Source organism: Chryseobacterium hagamense, from assembly GCF_007991455.1.
In the GTDB taxonomy this organism is placed as follows: Bacteria; Bacteroidota; Bacteroidia; order Flavobacteriales; family Weeksellaceae; genus Chryseobacterium; species Chryseobacterium hagamense.
This window is the reverse complement of record NZ_BJYJ01000017.1, coordinates 18,712-36,035: the sequence shown is the minus strand read 5'-3', so window position 1 is coordinate 36,035 and position 17,324 is coordinate 18,712. Positions and strand designations below refer to the sequence as shown.

General features: G+C 42.7%; 12 protein-coding genes. 7 read left to right on the top strand and 5 right to left on the bottom strand.

The window, feature by feature from the left end; genetic code table 11:
- Nucleotide 1 precedes the first annotated feature (1 nt).
- The 5 genes from CHA01nite_RS14110 to CHA01nite_RS14090 form a co-directional block, all read right to left on the bottom strand.
- Entirely contained in the window at nucleotides 2–3,217 is a 3,216-nt protein-coding gene (locus CHA01nite_RS14110) for a SusC/RagA family TonB-linked outer membrane protein (protein ID WP_146942449.1), read from the bottom strand.
- Between the two features lie 72 nt (nucleotides 3,218–3,289).
- Entirely contained in the window at nucleotides 3,290–4,105 is an 816-nt protein-coding gene (locus CHA01nite_RS14105; RefSeq protein WP_146942447.1) for a FecR family protein, read from the bottom strand.
- A gap of 93 nt (nucleotides 4,106–4,198) precedes the next feature.
- A complete protein-coding gene (locus tag CHA01nite_RS14100) occupies nucleotides 4,199–4,687 on the bottom strand; it encodes an RNA polymerase sigma factor (RefSeq protein WP_146942445.1) in 489 nt (162 codons plus the stop codon).
- 169 nt (nucleotides 4,688–4,856) lie between these two features.
- Complete coding sequence (locus CHA01nite_RS14095; RefSeq protein ID WP_146942442.1) at nucleotides 4,857–5,042, bottom strand: DUF6496 domain-containing protein; 186 nt, start codon at nucleotides 5,040–5,042, stop codon at nucleotides 4,857–4,859.
- A gap of 12 nt (nucleotides 5,043–5,054) precedes the next feature.
- Complete coding sequence (locus tag CHA01nite_RS14090) at nucleotides 5,055–5,528, bottom strand: hypothetical protein (RefSeq protein WP_146942439.1); 474 nt, start codon at nucleotides 5,526–5,528, stop codon at nucleotides 5,055–5,057.
- Between the two features lie 120 nt (nucleotides 5,529–5,648).
- On the opposite strand from CHA01nite_RS14090, the gene CHA01nite_RS14085 reads away from it, so the two are divergent.
- The 7 genes from CHA01nite_RS14085 (at nucleotide 5,649) to recG (ending at nucleotide 17,168) form a co-directional block, all read left to right on the top strand.
- A complete protein-coding gene (locus tag CHA01nite_RS14085) occupies nucleotides 5,649–7,778 on the top strand; it encodes a S9 family peptidase (protein WP_146942437.1) in 2,130 nt (709 codons plus the stop codon).
- A 1,013-nt stretch (nucleotides 7,779–8,791) separates the two neighbouring features.
- Nucleotides 8,792–10,447 carry a peptide MFS transporter gene (locus CHA01nite_RS14080; protein WP_146942435.1) on the top strand — a complete coding sequence of 552 codons (1,656 nt, stop codon included), beginning with the start codon at nucleotides 8,792–8,794 and terminating at the stop codon, nucleotides 10,445–10,447.
- Nucleotides 10,448–10,580: 133 nt separating this feature from the next.
- Entirely contained in the window at nucleotides 10,581–12,335 is a 1,755-nt protein-coding gene (locus tag CHA01nite_RS14075) for a peptide MFS transporter (protein WP_146942433.1), read from the top strand.
- Nucleotides 12,336–12,400: 65 nt separating this feature from the next.
- The gene (locus CHA01nite_RS14070; protein ID WP_146942431.1) at nucleotides 12,401–12,787 is read left to right on the top strand and encodes a DUF1016 N-terminal domain-containing protein; all 387 of its coding nucleotides are present in this window, start codon (nucleotides 12,401–12,403) and stop codon (nucleotides 12,785–12,787) included.
- 138 nt (nucleotides 12,788–12,925) lie between these two features.
- Nucleotides 12,926–14,437 carry a peptide MFS transporter gene (locus CHA01nite_RS14065; protein WP_146942429.1) on the top strand — a complete coding sequence of 504 codons (1,512 nt, stop codon included), beginning with the start codon at nucleotides 12,926–12,928 and terminating at the stop codon, nucleotides 14,435–14,437.
- A 39-nt stretch (nucleotides 14,438–14,476) separates the two neighbouring features.
- Nucleotides 14,477–15,010, top strand: coding sequence for a thioredoxin family protein (locus tag CHA01nite_RS14060; RefSeq protein WP_146942427.1), 534 nt, complete (start codon nucleotides 14,477–14,479; stop codon nucleotides 15,008–15,010).
- A gap of 73 nt (nucleotides 15,011–15,083) precedes the next feature.
- Entirely contained in the window at nucleotides 15,084–17,168 is a 2,085-nt protein-coding gene (gene recG, locus CHA01nite_RS14055) for an ATP-dependent DNA helicase RecG (RefSeq protein WP_146942425.1), read from the top strand.
- Nucleotides 17,169–17,324: the final 156 nt, after the last annotated feature.

Here is a 17,324-nt window from a genome sequence, read left to right as displayed (position 1 = left end):
ATTAAAATTTAAAATTCATTCCGAAAGAAAGGACTCTGGTTACGGGATAATAGGCACTGTCATAGCCCTGCGTGAGGACATTATCGGTGGTGGCATCAATATTCTGCCCTCTGTAGGAAGTAAAGGTCAACAGATTATTCCCCATAAAATAAATCTGGGCCGACCTGATCTTTAAGCTTTCGGTAATACTTGCAGGAAGATTGTAAGCAAGTTTCAGGGATCTCAGCCTGAGGTAATCTCCGTTCATAAAAAAGATGTTGGAAGTCCTGGCTTCTTTCCGGTTGTTTGAAAAATTCATATTCGGCATGGCTAAGGAACCTCCGGGATTACTCACGGCATTATACCGGTGATCAAAATAATACTGGCTGGGAACCCCAAAGCCTTCCCCGGCCTCCGTAATGCTTACCAGATCGCCGTTGTATACCTTTTTTCCCAGTTCGCTGTACAGCATGAAATTGACTTCAAAATTTTTATATTTAAAAGTATTCGAGAAACCCAGAATATATTTTGGGATGCCGGAGCCGAAACTTTTTTTGTCATTGCTGTCGATTTTTCCGTCGCCGTTAAGGTCTTCCATGATGTAGTCCCCTACCAGTGTTCCGGTAATATGCGGCGTGCTGTCGATCTGTTGCTGGGAAGTGTAGACTCCGGTGATATTATAGCCATACATTTCCGCTATGGAGCCGCCGACTTTGGTAACCGCAAAATTATTGGCTCCGGCAATAATCTGATCCTGACCATTAGCCAAAGCAAGTACTTTATTGGTATTGGATGAAAAGCTGAGGTTATTGGAATACTCAAAATCCTGTCCGATATGCAGTGGTTTCGTTGAAAGCTGGATTTCAAGTCCCCGGTTCCGTACTTTTCCGATATTTTGCAGTGATTTGCTGTATCCTGACTGTTCGGGAACCGGAACGTCCAGCAATAATCCATCTCTTATCAGAATATAATAATCTGCGGACACATTCAAAAAATGCCTGAATAATGAGAAATCGATCCCGAAGTTGTCAGATTTTGATTTTTCCCAGGAAATATTCGGGTTGGGAGCCGTGGATGCCCGGTATCCCGAAGCCAGCGCACCGGTAAAAATATAATTCTCTTCCGCCATCAGCGACAAGGCCCCGAAATTAGGAATCTGGTTGTTTCCGTTACTGCCCTTGCTGTACCGGAGCTTTACCGGATCAATAAACTTATTTTTCGGGAAAAAGCTTTCGTTGCTTAAGGTCCAGCCTAAAGAAAGCGCATAGAAATCGCCCCATTTGGAATTGATCCCGAATCTCGACGATCCGTCTCTGCGGTACGACGCCATGAAATTGTATTTATTGCCAAAGCTGTAGGAAAGCCTGCTGAAATAAGAAATCAAAGTCCATTTGTACTGCGAAAGCGTATTTTTAAAAGAGGATCCGCCGGCGATATTGGTGATGCTGTTATCGGGAAATCCCGTAGCCTCCACCAGCAGCTGATTGTTGTTTTCCTGCTGATAAGACTGCCCTGCAATGGCATTAAAGGTATGGCTCCCTACTTTTTTATCGAAAGTTAGCAGGTTTTCTACCAGGTAATTTTTCCGGATATAATCTGTTCTGCCGGCCACGGTGATATCCGGGGCGGCAGACCGGTATGAGCCTACCGTAGAAGGATCGAAGAAATTGTATTCATAATTGCTGTAATCTCCGCCTATTGAAAATTTGTAATTAAAATCCTTAAGGAAATTCAGCTGGGCATATACATTTCCGAATGTTTTGAATAACGTATATTTCCTGTTGGTCATCTGAACCATCGCTACCGGGTTCTCAACCAGTGCACCATCCGTAGGAGTGTTCATCCGGATCTGTTCGGAAATATTCAGATTGCCGTTTGCATCATACGGCGAAAAGAAGGGATACATCGTGGTAGCCATAGCAAGCGGATTATAACTTCTTCCTCCGGAAACCATATCCAGGATGCTTCCCCGGGAAAAAGAAGGGGTAATCGACACTCCGATTTTAAGCCTGTCGCTAAGATCCGTAGACAGATTCACATTGGTTGAATATTTTTCATAATCCGAACCGATAACAATGCCCTTCTGATTGAGATAACTTCCGGTAAAGGCATATCTGCTTTTATCGCCGCCGCCTGTTACCGTAAAAGTAGTCTGGCTGATCGGCGCCGGCTTCAGAACCGTATTGTACCAGTCGGTATTGGTAAGTCCCGGCTGCCTCTCAAGATAAGGTTTCAGATAATCGGGAATCAGTTCCCTGAGGGAAGCTCCTTTGCTTTTTCGGGTTGCCGTATCATCGGATATGCTTCTGTTGGATCCTTTGGAAAGGTAATTGTTATCCCGCGATTCTTTCATAAAGACCGCCATATCATAGGCATCTACAAATTTTGCCCGGTCGCTTCTCGTCTGAATTCCATAATACGAATCAAGACTGACTTCCATTTTTCCCTTCTTTCCCTGTTTGGTCTCGATCAGGATGACTCCGTTGGCTCCTCTGGAACCGTAAATCGCCGACGAAGCCGCATCTTTAAGGATATCGATTTTCGCAATGGAATTGGGATCTATTGAGTTGAGGTTGGTGCCTTCCGTGAGCGGAAAACCGTCGACTACAATCAGCGGGTTGGATCCTGCCGTAAGTGTCCCGATTCCCCGGACTCTTATGGTAGGTGAAGCTCCGGGACTGGCATTGGCCTGAGTGATCTGGATCCCGGTAGCTTTTCCGGCAATCATATCCCCGAAATTTCCGGAGGCCACACCTTTCATCTGTTTTTCATCGATCGACGAAATAGATCCTGAAATATCTTTCCTGTTCTGCTTTCCGTAACCCACCATCACCACCTCATCGATGTTTTTCTCTCTGGGAGAAAGAGTATCCTGCTTTACCAGATTCTGACGTGCCGGAAACAGTTTCTTTTCAGCGGAAACTGCCATTGTTCTTTTCACCGTTACGGTATTATTCCGGATCATAAAATCAACGGAATATTTTTTTTTAAGATAACCGAGTGCTGCCTGCAAAGAGCTGTAATTCAGTTCCCGGTCGTCCACCAGGATCCCTTCAAGATCAGAAGCCGAATAAAAGAACTGCATTTTCGTTGTCTTTTCCAGTCTCTCAAATACCTTTGCCAGCGGTATACGCGCGGAATAAACAGATTGCCGAACGTCTGCCGGAGCCGCTGCGAATGCCGTTTCCGACAGGCATAAAACTCCCAGTACCGCAATGCTGATTGCCGTTTTTTTCATAGATTTGTAAAAAATTAGTTTGTTAGATTCTTACTGATTGATGGCATCGGTAACTCCAATTACCGGTGCATTTTATTTTAAAATAATTTGTTGATCACTTATTTTTTCAGTCTTCAGGTTGAAAGGATAACTTACAATGGCCAGCACTTCATTCAGGTTTCCTGTGAATGAACCCTGCACCTTTTCTTTGCGGTACCGGTCCGGATATTGGATTTGGACGTGATAAGTCTCCTCAAGACGGCGGATGGCTTCCTCATAATGCGCACCGTTGAAGGCAAAGGTCTTTACCCTGGAAGCACCGTAATAATGATGCTCCCTTTTGGAAGCGTCGCTTACCCAGGTTTCATCCGGAAGCAGGAAAGTGATTTTTCCCCTGCGTTCTATCTTTACCTTGCCCTCTTTCAGGGCTACCGATTGATCGGCGGACTTCTGATCCAGGAAAAACCTGGTTCCCAATACCTGTACTTTAAAACCATGGGCATCAATCCGGAACGGTTTGCTTTTATCTTTGGCAATATCAAAAAAAGCTTTCCCTTCAAACCCCACCGGTCTTTCAGCTTTACCAAAATGATTTTTATCCAGGGTGAGCTTACTGTACGGCTGCATGGTAACGGTACTTCCATCGGAGAGCCTGAAGGTTTTTATTTCGTTTCCGGTTTTCAGCACAACAGTATTTTCTATGCCTGTCTGATCTGAAACGGTTCGATAGAAAAATATCAATCCCAGCAAAGGAACAAGCACGGCAGCTGCCCGGTAGACCATTCTCTTCTTCTTATACCGGCCATAGGTCATGCGTTCTATATTTTCCCGGAGCCTGCGGTCGGTTTCCTTATCGATCCGCCGGTTTTCTCGTTTTACCTCGTTCCAGGTTTTTTCAAATTGATCCATAGATGACTTTCTAATAGTAATTACGCAGGGATCAAAAAATATCCACCTTCAGAAAGCGGATTTAATAATTTGTTCATAGTCGTTAACAGTAGCTTAAAATAGACTGAGGTTGCTGCGGATATAGGCCAGGGCTTTATTGATGCGCTTTTCAACGGCCGTTTTAGACAGGTTGTTCTCTTCCGCCAGCTTTACGTAACTTACATTTTCGAGTTTATTTCTGAGTAAAAGGTCTTTATTCCGAGCAGGGAGCTCATGAAGCAGACGTTCGATTTTGATAAGATTTTCTTCTTTCCAGAAAATATCTGCTTCTTCCTGTGTTTCTTCCAGACCTGCTATAATCTCAGGATCCGAAGCAAAGATCATTTTGTTTTTCCTGTAAAAGTTGGCAATTTCCTGTTTGGCGGTACGGAAGATCACAGATTCCGGATGCCCGGATTTCTGGAGCTGTGCATCGTATTTCCATAAATGAATAAAAATTTCCTGCACCACATCTTCAATATCTTCCGGTCCGGAAATATACTTTCTGACAAAGAAATACACCTGGTGCCTGTAGTCTGAATATATCTTTTTGAAATGCCTCATACAATCCTGAAATAAGGAGGTTCAGTCTTGCTAATTTTCCGCAAATATATTCAAAACAGCGTCACTTCTTATTACAGGTATATTAATTTTGGCTGTCCATCATGAAATTTATACATGTTCCAAAAAAAGCTGCCCTACTTCAGTAAAACAGCTTTTTAATAATAATTGATTAATCTTTTTTCTTTTTAGGTACTTTTAAACCTTTTTCCTTTGCTTCAGAAATACCGATGGCTACAGCCTGTTTTCTGCTTGTCACTTTATCGCCGGAAGAAGATTTCAGCTTCCCTTCCTTGAATTCGTGCATGACCTTTCCTACTTTGTCCTGAGCTTTCTCTGAATATTTTGTCTTGCCCATGATATAATGATTTTAAGATTTTGGTAAAGAAACCGCAATTTCGTAGACGTGTGCCTGCTTCAGGTATTTTGAACGTTCCCTGGAAGTAACCGATTCAAAATGGCCGTTTTTAATAACCACAATAGGATCTTCCGTATTTTCAATTTCAAAATTAGCAATATAACGCTCATCCGGCGGGGACTGAAGCTGTTTCGCTTTTATTTTCTGCAGTTCGTCTGCATATTCCCTGAATCCCGGGTCTGAAGAATGAATGAACTGGTATTCATCCCCTGCATCTACAAAATAGTGCATTTTTTTTTCGAGCAACCCACCTTCTGTTGTAATCTCAGGATTATCATTTCCATCCCTGAATCCCACTTCCACCAACTTCCCGCCTTTGTTCTGCGCATATTCTTCAGCATCCTGATAGCTTGAAAAACCGGTATATAATATCTGATCCTCAAATTCGTAACGGTTCAGTTCCTGATCGTAAGCATTCTTTTCCATAATGATTATTTGATTTTAATGTTTTTAAATCTATTCAATTTTTTTGCCAAAGGACTTGTCACAAAATGCTTTTTTCAGACACTTATAAAATTATTATATTTGAATTCTTTAAAATTAGAAATGAAAAAATTCTTACTTACCCTTACCATAGCTGCAGCATTTCAAAGCATATCTGCCCAGGAAATTACTTTAGACAAAATATACTCAGGATATTACCGCGGAAAAGGCATTGCCGGGATTACGTCCATGAAAAACGGTGAAAACTACCTCGTCATCGAACAGGGCGGTATTGCCAAATATTCCTACAAGACCTCTCAGAAAGAAGGAAATATTGTAGACGGACAGTTTGAAAGCTATGAATTCTCGGACGACGAATCCAAGATCCTTCTGCTGAAAGAAAGCCAGCCGATTTACCGGCATTCCTTCTTAGGTAAATTTGAAGTGAAAGACCTGAAGTCCGGAAAGGTAATGAGCCTGAATAAAGGGAATACCCTACAGGAGCCGAGGTTTTCCCCGGATGCCACCAAAGTGGCTTTTATTGCAGACAACAATCTGTTCTATCAGGACCTGAATACAGGAAAAATTACCCAGGTCACTACAGACGGAAAGAAAAATTCCATTCTTAACGGGTTGGCAGACTGGGTGTATGAAGAGGAGTTCGGGCACGCCAGACAGTATGAATGGACAAAAAATTCCGATGCGATTGTTTTTGTAAAATCAGATGAAAGCCAGGTTCCCGAAATCTATATTCCTATTTACGGAAAAACCCTCTACCCTACTGAGATGCGTTACAAATATCCTAAAGCAGGAGAAAAGAATTCGGTTGTTTCCGCGCAGTTGTACCGTCTGGACAGTGGGAAAACAATGCCGTTGAATTTAGGAGCATTTAAAAATTATTATATTCCGAATGTATTCCAGACCGCCAAAGCGGATGAGATCGTCCTGATCACTTCCGGAAGGATACAGAATGCTTCAGACATCTTAAAAGTGAATACCAAAACCGGAGCGGTGCAGAAATTATTTACCGAAACCGACGATAAATGGATCGACACCGACAGCCCGACCCTTGAATTTCTGGAAGACGATTCTTTCCTTTGGGCCTCCGAAAGGGACGGCAACCGCCATCTGTACTGGTACGATAAAGACGGCAAGCTGAAAAAGCAGATTACCACAGGAAACTGGGAAGTAACCGATTATTACGGTTACAATCCGAAGTCGAAAGAAATCTACGTTCAGACTACTGAAAAAGGGAGCATCAACAAAGTGGTTTCCAAGGTAAATATCGAAAGCGGAAAGAGCCAGCTGATCTCCAATGCGGAGGGAAATAACGCCGCCAGTTTCAGTAAAAACTATAATTATTTTATAGAAACTTCTTCCACGGCTGCAAAACCGTATACTTTTATCTTGAAGGACGGAAACGGGAAGGTGGTAAAAGAGCTTCAGAACAATGAGGCCCAGCTTCAGAAATTAAAAGCTGACAGCTTTGTGGAAAAAGAGTTCATTACCATTCCGAACGCAGTCGGAGACCAGATGAACGCCTGGATTATCAAACCTAAAAATTTTGATAAAAACAACAAATATCCTTTGTTCATGTTCCAGTATTCAGGGCCGGGATCCCAGCAGGTTTCCAATTCATGGGACAACGGAAACGGGATCTGGTTTGAAATGCTGGCCCAGAAAGGGTATGTGGTGGCCTGTGTAGACGGACGGGGAACCGGATACAAAGGTGCCAAATTCAAGAAAGTAACTTATATGGATCTTGGAAAGTATGAAATTGAGGACCAGATTACCGCAGCCAAATGGTTGGGGAACCAGCCGTACATTGACAAAACCAGGATCGGAATGTTCGGATGGAGTTTCGGAGGATATATGACGAGCCTTGCGATGACCAAAGGTGCCGATGTCTTTAAGATGGGAATCGCCGTAGCACCGGTGACCAACTGGAGATATTATGACTCGGTTTATACGGAAAGGTTCATGAGAACACCACAGGAAAACCCGGACGGATACGATAAAAACTCACCTACCGAATATGCGAATTTACTGAAGGGAAAATTTCTGCTGATCCACGGAACGGCGGATGATAACGTTCACTTCCAGAATTCCATGGAGTTCTCTGAAGCACTGATTCAAAACAAAAAACAGTTTGACTTCATGGCCTATCCGGATAAGAACCACGGCATTTACGGCGGCCAGACCAGGCCTCAGCTGTATCAGAAAATGACGGATTTTATTCTGGAGAATCTGTAATTTCAGATCAATTTAATCATAAATAAAACCCGGACTTCAATGAGAAATCCGGGTTTTTACTTTCTGTTGTTCCACTGTTCCGGGTTTCTGGAAGTGCGGAAGACCGAGTATATTTCGATGATATTCTGTTCATCATAAGTAAAATGAATCCCATAAGGAAATTTCTTTTAAAAAAATCCTGTGACGGTCATATTTAATTCCAAAAGTCAAGGGATTTCTTTAATAAAATTAACGTGAATTCGAGGTACAAACCGTCAATATAGGCTGGAAGAGGGAAGCTGGATGCCGGAAGTTTCTTTTGTCAGACATAGGATCAAAAATCCTGATCATCAAACTAAATCAGTTACCGCTTTATCAGAGGAGTTCTTATTCAATCCTGAGTAACCTGCCTTTTTTTTCAATCAGGGAGTGATTTCTCCTGTTTTTAAAGTCCTGAAAGGACGGCTTAGTACAGGATAGGATAAAATCATGTCAGAAGCATAAACCGTGTATTATTTAAAATCCCGACCGAATAAGCCTCAATTTTATTTTTGAATTAATCGACTGAATATGAATTTTATACGGTTGAATTCACGTTAAAATTAACCTCTGATTGAAATTCTTCTTTAAATTTATTCCATAGCTTTTTATCAATTTTTCTATACCAGTCGTATATTTCTTTTAGATCGCTTTTTACAAATGGCTGTAAATCAATTCAGTCTTCATCTTTCAGATAATCATTCATTTCAGATCCGGAAACAAAAGTCTGAGGATTGTTCCGGGCATATTCCGCTCTTCTCATCACCTCTTCTTTTTGCCACTCGGGAATTTCATTTGAATTTGCCCTACGATGTTTGTCTTTCAGAAAATCAATAAAATCATTTACTTCTCCGTAAAAAACTTTCAGGCAGTGATTTAAGATTTACTTTTATTTCATTCATTGTAATTTCCATTTTTCATCTCTTTACCCAAGTTAATAACATCCGATTATTATTTTTAAAATTTTATATTTGTGAAATTTGAAATTTGAACCTATGAAGACCAAACATCCTAAGGGACTGCCTTTCCTCTTCTTTACGGAAATGTGGGAGCGTTTCGGCTATTACCTGATTCTCGGAATTTTTGTACTGTACGTCATCGAACCGGCGGGCATCAAAGGTGGCCTCGGCCTTCCCGATAAAACGGCGGACGATATTTTCGGGACTTATATTGCACTTACTTATCTGACACCTTTCATCGGCGGATTCCTGGCCGACCGGGTGCTTGGATATATCAAATCCATCTACATCGGAGGTGTCCTCATGGCTGCCGGATACATCGGGATGGGGGTTTTCAAGGACCTGACATTATTTTATTCTTCCCTGGCTCTGATTATTATCGGAAACGGATTTTTCAAGCCTACCATCTCCACTTTACTGGGGAATTTATATTCCGAAGAGCCTTATAAGGCCAATAAAGATTCCGGGTATAACATTTTCTATATGGGAATCAATATCGGGGCATTTATCTGTAACATCATCGCTGCTTTTATGCGGAATAAATTCGGCTGGGGCGAAGCGTTTATTACCGCCGGAGTCGGGATGCTCGTCGGACTGGTTATTTTTACCATCGGCAGAAAACATTATCTCCACGCGGCAACGATGAAGCCCGTGCAGGAAGGGGACACCAAACTTTCCGAAATTATGCTTAAAGTTTTCTTACCGGCTATTATTGCGGGAATTATCGGCTGGGTTATTCCCGGAAACATCTTCGGCAGCGACAGTACCGATGCCTTCATCTTTGCCTGTATCCCGGTGATTTACTTTTATGCTTCCTTATATTTCAAAGCGAAACCGGAAGAAAAATCATCCATCGGGGCACTGCTGTCGGTTTTCATGATCAGCATGTTTTTCTGGGCGGTTTTCAAACAGAATGGCACCGCTTTAACGAGATGGGCGAATTATTATACCGACCGGAGTGTTCCGGCTTCGATGGAAAAACCGCTGGAAAACATTTATATGGTAGACGGGAAAAGCTATGAAGACAAAGAAGTCCCGGTTTACGATGACCAGTTCCAGTCGCAGAAAGATGAAGACGGCAAAGCGGTTAAGGTACAGGGAAAAGATGTGTATTTTAAAAATATTACCCCTGAACAGCGGGCCGATTTAGAAAATAATCCGGCAAAGAAGGTCTACTTATACAACACCGAGTTATTTCAGTCGATCAATCCATTCTGGGTCATCGCTCTGACGCCGGTAATCGTCGGTTTCTGGGCAATGCTGAGAAAAAGAGGAAAAGAACCGCTGACGCCGACGAAAATTGTTCTCGGACTTTTCATTTCCGCACTGTCCTGTCTGGTCATGGTATTAGCCGTCTGGGCCGGAGACAACGGTGCGGTAAAAGTTTCACCATGGTGGCTGGTTGCGGGTTACGGCGTCATCACCATCGGCGAATTGTGCCTGTCCCCAATGGGATTGTCTTTCGTTTCTAAACTTTCTCCTGCGAGAATTACGGCCCTGATGATGGGCGGATTCTTTTTGGCCAACTCGGTAGGAAACAAGCTTTCAGGAATTCTGGCAAGCACCTGGTACAGCTATGACAATAAGATGAATTATTTCCTGGTGAATTTCGCTTTACTGATCTTTGCCACGCTTCTGGGGGTATCGATGCTTAAAAGACTCAATACAATCATGAAGGAAAAAGGGCACTAACTGCTGTTTTTTATATAGAAATCAGGCTGCATATCCGTTATGCAGCTTTTTTATTGAATTATAAAATTAAAGCCTTGCCGAAAACACAAAAAAAACTATATTTGTCAGTCTTAACAAAAATTAACAATAGAAAATGGATAATATTGATGCATTAAGTCCGAAACAGGATGAATTTGTAGAGAATAAAGGTTCCAAACATCCAAAAGGATTATGGGTGCTTTTCGGAACCGAAATGTGGGAGCGTTTCAATTTTTACGGGATGAGAGCCCTTCTGACGCTCTTTATGGTAAATTCCCTGTTGATCAAAGAAGCGGATGCTGCAATCATCTATGGCGGATTCCTTGCCTTATGTTATCTTACCCCGCTTTTGGGAGGCTTTATTGCCGACAAATACATCGGTAACAGAAATGCCATCCTGATCGGAGGATCTCTGATGGCCATCGGGCAGTTCCTGCTTTTCATCAGTGCTTCAACGTTTTCAGGAAGCCTGGACAGTGCAAAAACCTTTATGTGGCTGGCTTTGTTTATTATCATTTTCGGTAATGGATTCTTCAAGCCGAATATTTCCTCCATGGTGGGAAGTCTTTACCCGAAGCAGGAAAAATCTAAGCTGGATTCTGCGTTTACCATCTTCTATATGGGGATCAACATCGGGGCGTTCCTGGGCCAGTTCATCTGTCCGTATGTTGGGGATGTGAAAGATGCCACTACCGGCGTAAGAGATATATTCGCCTTTAAATGGGGATTCCTTGCCGCTTCCATAGCTATGGTAATCGGTACCATTACTTTCTTTATTCTTAAAAATAAATATGTAGTTACCCCGGAAGGAAGACCTATCGGCGGACTACCGAAAAATAATACCAGTGAAGACTTTGAGGAGGGGGAAACCCAGACGGCCAAGTTCTCGGGAACTGCATTGGGGATCACCGGAGGATTGTTTGTTATTTTATTCTTTGCTTTCAGATATCTCCTTGTCGGGGAATTTGGTTTCAAAGCAGTTGAGATGGGCCAGCTGATCAAAGGAATTATCTATCCCTTCATTTATGCGGCCGGTATTTCTCTGGCATTCCTGATCATGAGTTCTGCAGAGAACAAGATCGAAAGACAGAGAATCTGGGTAATCTATATCGTATCCTTCTTTATCATTTTCTTCTGGGCAGCTTTTGAGCAGGCAGGTTCTTCCCTGACCTTTATTGCGGATAACCAGACCGACAGAAACATCCTGGGATGGAATATGCCGCCTTCGATGGTACAGATCTTCAATGGGATCTTCGTTGTTGCCCTGGCCGTTCCTTTCAGTTTGATCTGGGATAAATTAAGAGCAAAAGGAAAAGAGCCGGTTTCTCCGATGAAGCAGGCGATGGGTCTTGCCCTGATCGCTTTAAGTTACTTCATCATTGCGCATAATGTAAAAGATCTTGGAAACTCAGGATTATTGGCCATCAAATGGTTAATGTTATTATATTTCATTCAGACCTGTGGTGAGCTTTGCCTTTCGCCGATCGGTTTATCTTTGGTAGGTAAACTGGCTCCGAAAAGATTCGCTTCATTATTGTACGGGGTGTTCTTCATTTCAAATGCTGCAGGATATGCTTTGGCAGGTTCATTGGGAGCACTGATTCCGGCTACGGGAGATAAGTTTTCCAAAGCACAGGAAATCGGGATAAACCTACAGGATGTTCTGGATAAGAAAGTAACCTTAAACCCTGAGCAGGTTGCCGCTTTTGAAAAAGCACAGCTGCCTTTGGAAAATCCTACTTTTGCAGGATTTGAAATCCACAATCTGTTTGAATTCTTCATGGTATTTGTTGTACTTTGTGGAATTGCAGCCGTAATTCTGGCATTAATTTCACCGATTCTGAAGAAAATGATGCACGGTGTAAACTGATCTGCATTAAAATAAAATATACTGTAAACCTCTGCCAAGTCAGAGGTTTTTTTTATTTTCGTAAGATGGAAATTTCTGAGGACTTTTTATTCCAGTCGATAAAGGAGATGGTGATCCGGTCGCGCGAGAAAGTATTCCGCATGGCCAATTCTACCCTGCTCCTCACCTATTGGCAGACCGCGAAACTGATTGTTGAAGATGAGCGGAAAGGAAAAGAACGCGCTGCATACGGAAAATATACCCTGAGAAACCTATCAGGAAAGCTGACGCTGGAATTCGGAAAAGGGTTTGACGATACCAATCTTTCCAATATGCGTAAGTTTTACATGGTATTTCCAATTGTTGACGCATTGCGTCACGAATTGAGCTGGACACATTACCGATTATTAATTAAGATTAATGATTCAGAAAAAATCAATTATTACATCAATGAATCCATTCTGAACCACTGAAGCCCGGAAAATTAATCCAGTAAGCAAATCATTGAACTTATATAAAATTTTAAAGCGCTTATCAATCAGGAACGCATCTGTTTCGAACCGGATCAGGATGACCATCCAACTTTTAATTAAAAACTCCATCATACCATTATGAATTTAACTTTAGACGAAATACAGGATTTTAAAGGGAAATACCCAAAGCAGATCTGGAGCCTTTTCTTTTCTGAAATGTGGGAACGTTTCTGCTTCTACGGAATGAGGGGAATGCTGGTTTTCTTTATGATCTCCCAGCTTAATTTCCACGAAAGCGAAGCTAATCTCCAATACGGGGCTACCCAGGCCTTTGTATACGCCTTTACTTTTATCGGTGGCTTGTTTGCCGATAAGATTTTAGGATTCAGGAAATCCCTGTTCTGGGGCGGGCTCCTGATGATTATCGGAAGCCTGATTCTTGCGGCGGATCCTCACAAATTCTTCTTTCTGGGCATTGCTTTCACAGTGGTAGGTACCGGCTTTTTCAAACCGAATATTTCATCCATGGTCGGCCAGCTGTACAAACCCAACGATTCAAGAGCAGACGCAGGGTTTTCCCTTTTTTATGCAGGAATTAACCTTGGAGCTCTTCTTGGAGGATACCTTTGCATTGCCATCGGAAAAGGTGAGATTTTAGCGAAAGTCATTCCTGAGGCTTTACAATGGAATGTTGCTTTCGGACTTGCGGCTGTTGTTATGGTGATAAGCTTAATCAATTTCGTCTTTACTCAAAAAAAATTGGGACCGATCGGGCTTCAGCCGGGACATCCTGAAAATGAAATAAAATCGGCTCCTATCCCGAAATGGATAGAATACGGCGTTTACGCTTTATCATTGATCTTTGTCCCGGTCATTATGGTGATGGTGGCCAAAACAGAGTATACCGATTATTTCATGTGGACCGTAGGACCTTTAACCCTGATCTATTTATTTTATGAAATGTCCAAGGTAACCCCTTCGGAGCGTAAAAAACTCTGGGCAGCGCTGGTTTTCATTCTGTTCTCGATTTTATTCTGGGGAATTTACGAGCAGAGCGGCGGTTCTCTCAGTATTTTCGCTGCTAAAAATTTAAATAAAGATTTATTAGGTCTTGATCCGAACGGCGTCAACAATTCCGGAGGGGCATTCTTTATCATTTTCCTCGCGCCGCTGATCGGTCTTTTGTGGATCTGGATGAATAAAAGAAAAATTGAGCCGAATACGATCATCAAATTCGGGCTCGGGTTCATATTCCTTGGTCTGGGCTACTATATTTTATTTGCGACAAAATTTTTCGCCAACCTGCAGGGAATTACTTCACTTAACTTTTTCACTATTGCATTGCTGGTCATCACTTTAGGGGAACTCTGCCTGTCGCCTATCGGTCTGTCGATCATGACGAAACTCTCCACCAAAAACCTTCAGGGAATGATGATGGGGATGTGGTTCCTGGCTTCCGCTTATGGTCAGTATGTTGCAGGAATTATCGGTGCAGGTCTGGCTACAGCGAAAGAGGGTTCTACCAATTATGATGCTCTGATTACGTATACCGACGGATACAAACAATTGGGATTATATGCGGTAATTGCGGGAGTGGTCTTAATTATCATTTCACCTCTTGTAAAAAAATTGATGCAGGATGTGAAATAGCATCCGGTAAATGCTTACTTTTACTTAATATACCAAATCATGAAGAAGATAATCGGCATCTTTTGCCTGTTTCTGATGACTTCCGTTTTTGCACAGGTAAAATGGATGACGATCGAAGAAGCGCTTAAAGCCCAGAAGGAAAACCCTAAAAAAATACTGATCGACTTTTATGCGGACTGGTGCGGCCCGTGTAAAATCATGGATAAAAAGACCTACGGCCATCAGGTGATTGCCGATATTTTAAACGAAAATTATTATCCCGTAAAGTTTAATGCCGAAGAAAAGAAAACCATTGAGATCTTCGGAAGGAAGTTTTCCAATGAAAACACGGAACATCGGAAAGGGCGGAACTCGCTGCATGAATTTACCCAATTTATGAATGTGGCAGCAGTCCCGAGTACGGTCTTTCTTGATGAAAAAGGCAGTCCGATTACCATCCTCCAGGGCGAACTTTCTGCCAAAGAGCTGGAACCTTATCTGGAATTCATCTCAAAGGATCTTTTTAAAAAAATCCGTTCCCGGGAACAGTGGGAAGATTACCAGAAGAAGTTTAAATCTAAAATAAAAGATTAAAGCATACAGAGACTTTCGGACCCGAAAGTCTTTTTTAATTTCCAATTTTTCCCGAAATTCGTGGCTTCTTAAAATGACGTTAGAAACTTCCATAGAATATGTGAAAGGGATCGGTCCCGAAAAAGCCAAGCTCATCAAAAGTGTGCTGGGGATTTCCACGGTGGACGATCTTCTGAATTTTTTTCCCATCCGCTACCTGGATAAAAGCAAGGTGCACAAGATCGGCGAACTGAGCGACCTAAGCACCGATGTGCAGCTGAAGGGAAGAATTACGAACATCCAGGAAATCCAGACCGGAAAAATCAAAAGACTTTCGGCCAGATTCAATGACGATACCGGATCGATGGATCTTGTGTGGTTCCAGTATTCAAAGTGGCTGAAAGAACAGCTTCCGGTAAACCAGGAGGTGTATATTTTCGGAAAGGTCAATGTTTTCAACCACCAGTTTTCCATGCCGCATCCGGAGATTGAAGCGGAAGAAAAGAAGGATACGGAAAAACGGCTGAGGCCCATTTATCCAAGCTCGGAAAAATTAACCAAACGAGGACTGAACCAAAGATTCTTTCAGGTGGTGATCAAAAATATCTGCAGGGAAATCCCCAATCTGATCCATGAGAATTTTCCGGACTACCTGATGAAAGCATTTAAGTTTTTATCGAGGCAGCATACTTATCTCAACATCCATTTCCCGAAGGATATGGAACATTTTGAGATGGCCAATTACCGTTTGAAATTTGAAGAATCGTTCTTTTTCCAGCTGGGATTCGCGCTGAAGAAACTGCACCATAAAACCCACACCGCCGGGAATCCTTTTCCGGTAATCGGAAATTATTTCAATGATTTTTATGAAAATCACCTTCCGTTTGAACTTACGGGGGCCCAGAAACGGGTACTGAAGGAAATCCGTATGGATATGAAACGTCCGATCCAGATGAACAGGCTGCTGCAGGGAGATGTGGGCTCAGGTAAAACCATGGTCGCTCTCCTTACCATGCTGATCGCCAGGGACAACGGTTTCCAGAGCTGCATCATGGCCCCGACGGAAATTCTGGCCCAGCAGCATTATAACGGCATTAAGGAGCTTCTGGAAAACACGGAAGTCAGGGTCCGGCTTTTAACGGGTTCGAGTAAAAAATCCGAGCGCAATGTGATTCACGCCGAACTGGAATCCGGCGAACTATCCATCCTGGTCGGAACGCATGCAATCCTGGAAGATAAGGTTAAATTTAAAAACCTGGGGCTCGCCATTATTGATGAGCAGCACCGCTTTGGTGTGGCACAGCGCGCAAAACTCTGGGCAAAGAATAAAATCCCGCCGCATATCCTGGTGATGACGGCCACTCCGATCCCGCGGACTCTCGCCATGAGCTTTTACTCAGACCTTGACGTCTCGGTAATCGATGAACTGCCTGTAGGACGGAAACCGATTATCACGGCACACCGGAAGGAAAAAGACCGGGCTTATGTCTACGATTTCTGCCGTGAGGAAATCCGGAAAGGGCGTCAGATCTATTTTGTATACCCGTTGATTGAAGAATCCGAAACCCTGGATTACAGGAACCTGATGGAAGGCATGGAAAACATCATGGATAATTTTTCAAAATACAATACGACAATGCTTCACGGGAAAATGAAACCGGACGAAAAAGATGCTGCCATGACATACTTCGCTTCCGGCAATGCCCAGATTATGGTGGCGACTACGGTTATTGAGGTCGGGGTAAATGTTCCGAATGCTTCGGTGATGGTGATCGAAAGTTCGGAAAGGTTCGGTCTCTCACAGCTTCACCAGCTGCGCGGACGCGTAGGGCGCGGTGCGGAACAGAGCTACTGCATTCTCATGACTTCCGATAAATTATCAAAAGACAGCAGGACCCGCATCAGGACGATGGTGGAAAGTACCGACGGCTTTAAGATTTCTGAAGTTGATATGCAGCTCCGCGGTCCCGGAGACATCCTGGGAACCCAGCAAAGCGGGGTTGTCGATTTTAAAAAACTGGATCTGGTGAATGATTCGGCAATCATCAGGACGACGAAGAATACCGTTGAAAAAATCCTGGAAGCCGACCCTTTACTCACCAGGCCGGAACATCAGATCATTAAAAATTATTACCTGAGGAATTATAAAGGTAAAAACAAATGGAGTAAAATCTCATAAAAAAACCGCACAAAGACTTGGTCTTTATGCGGTCCCCCTTATAAAACTGTTATTTGAAGAAATTACTTTACTTCGATGATAATTACTTTAACATTTTGTGATCTGATGAGAAAATATTTATTTTGATGTGATTGGTCTGAGCTTTATCAAATAAAA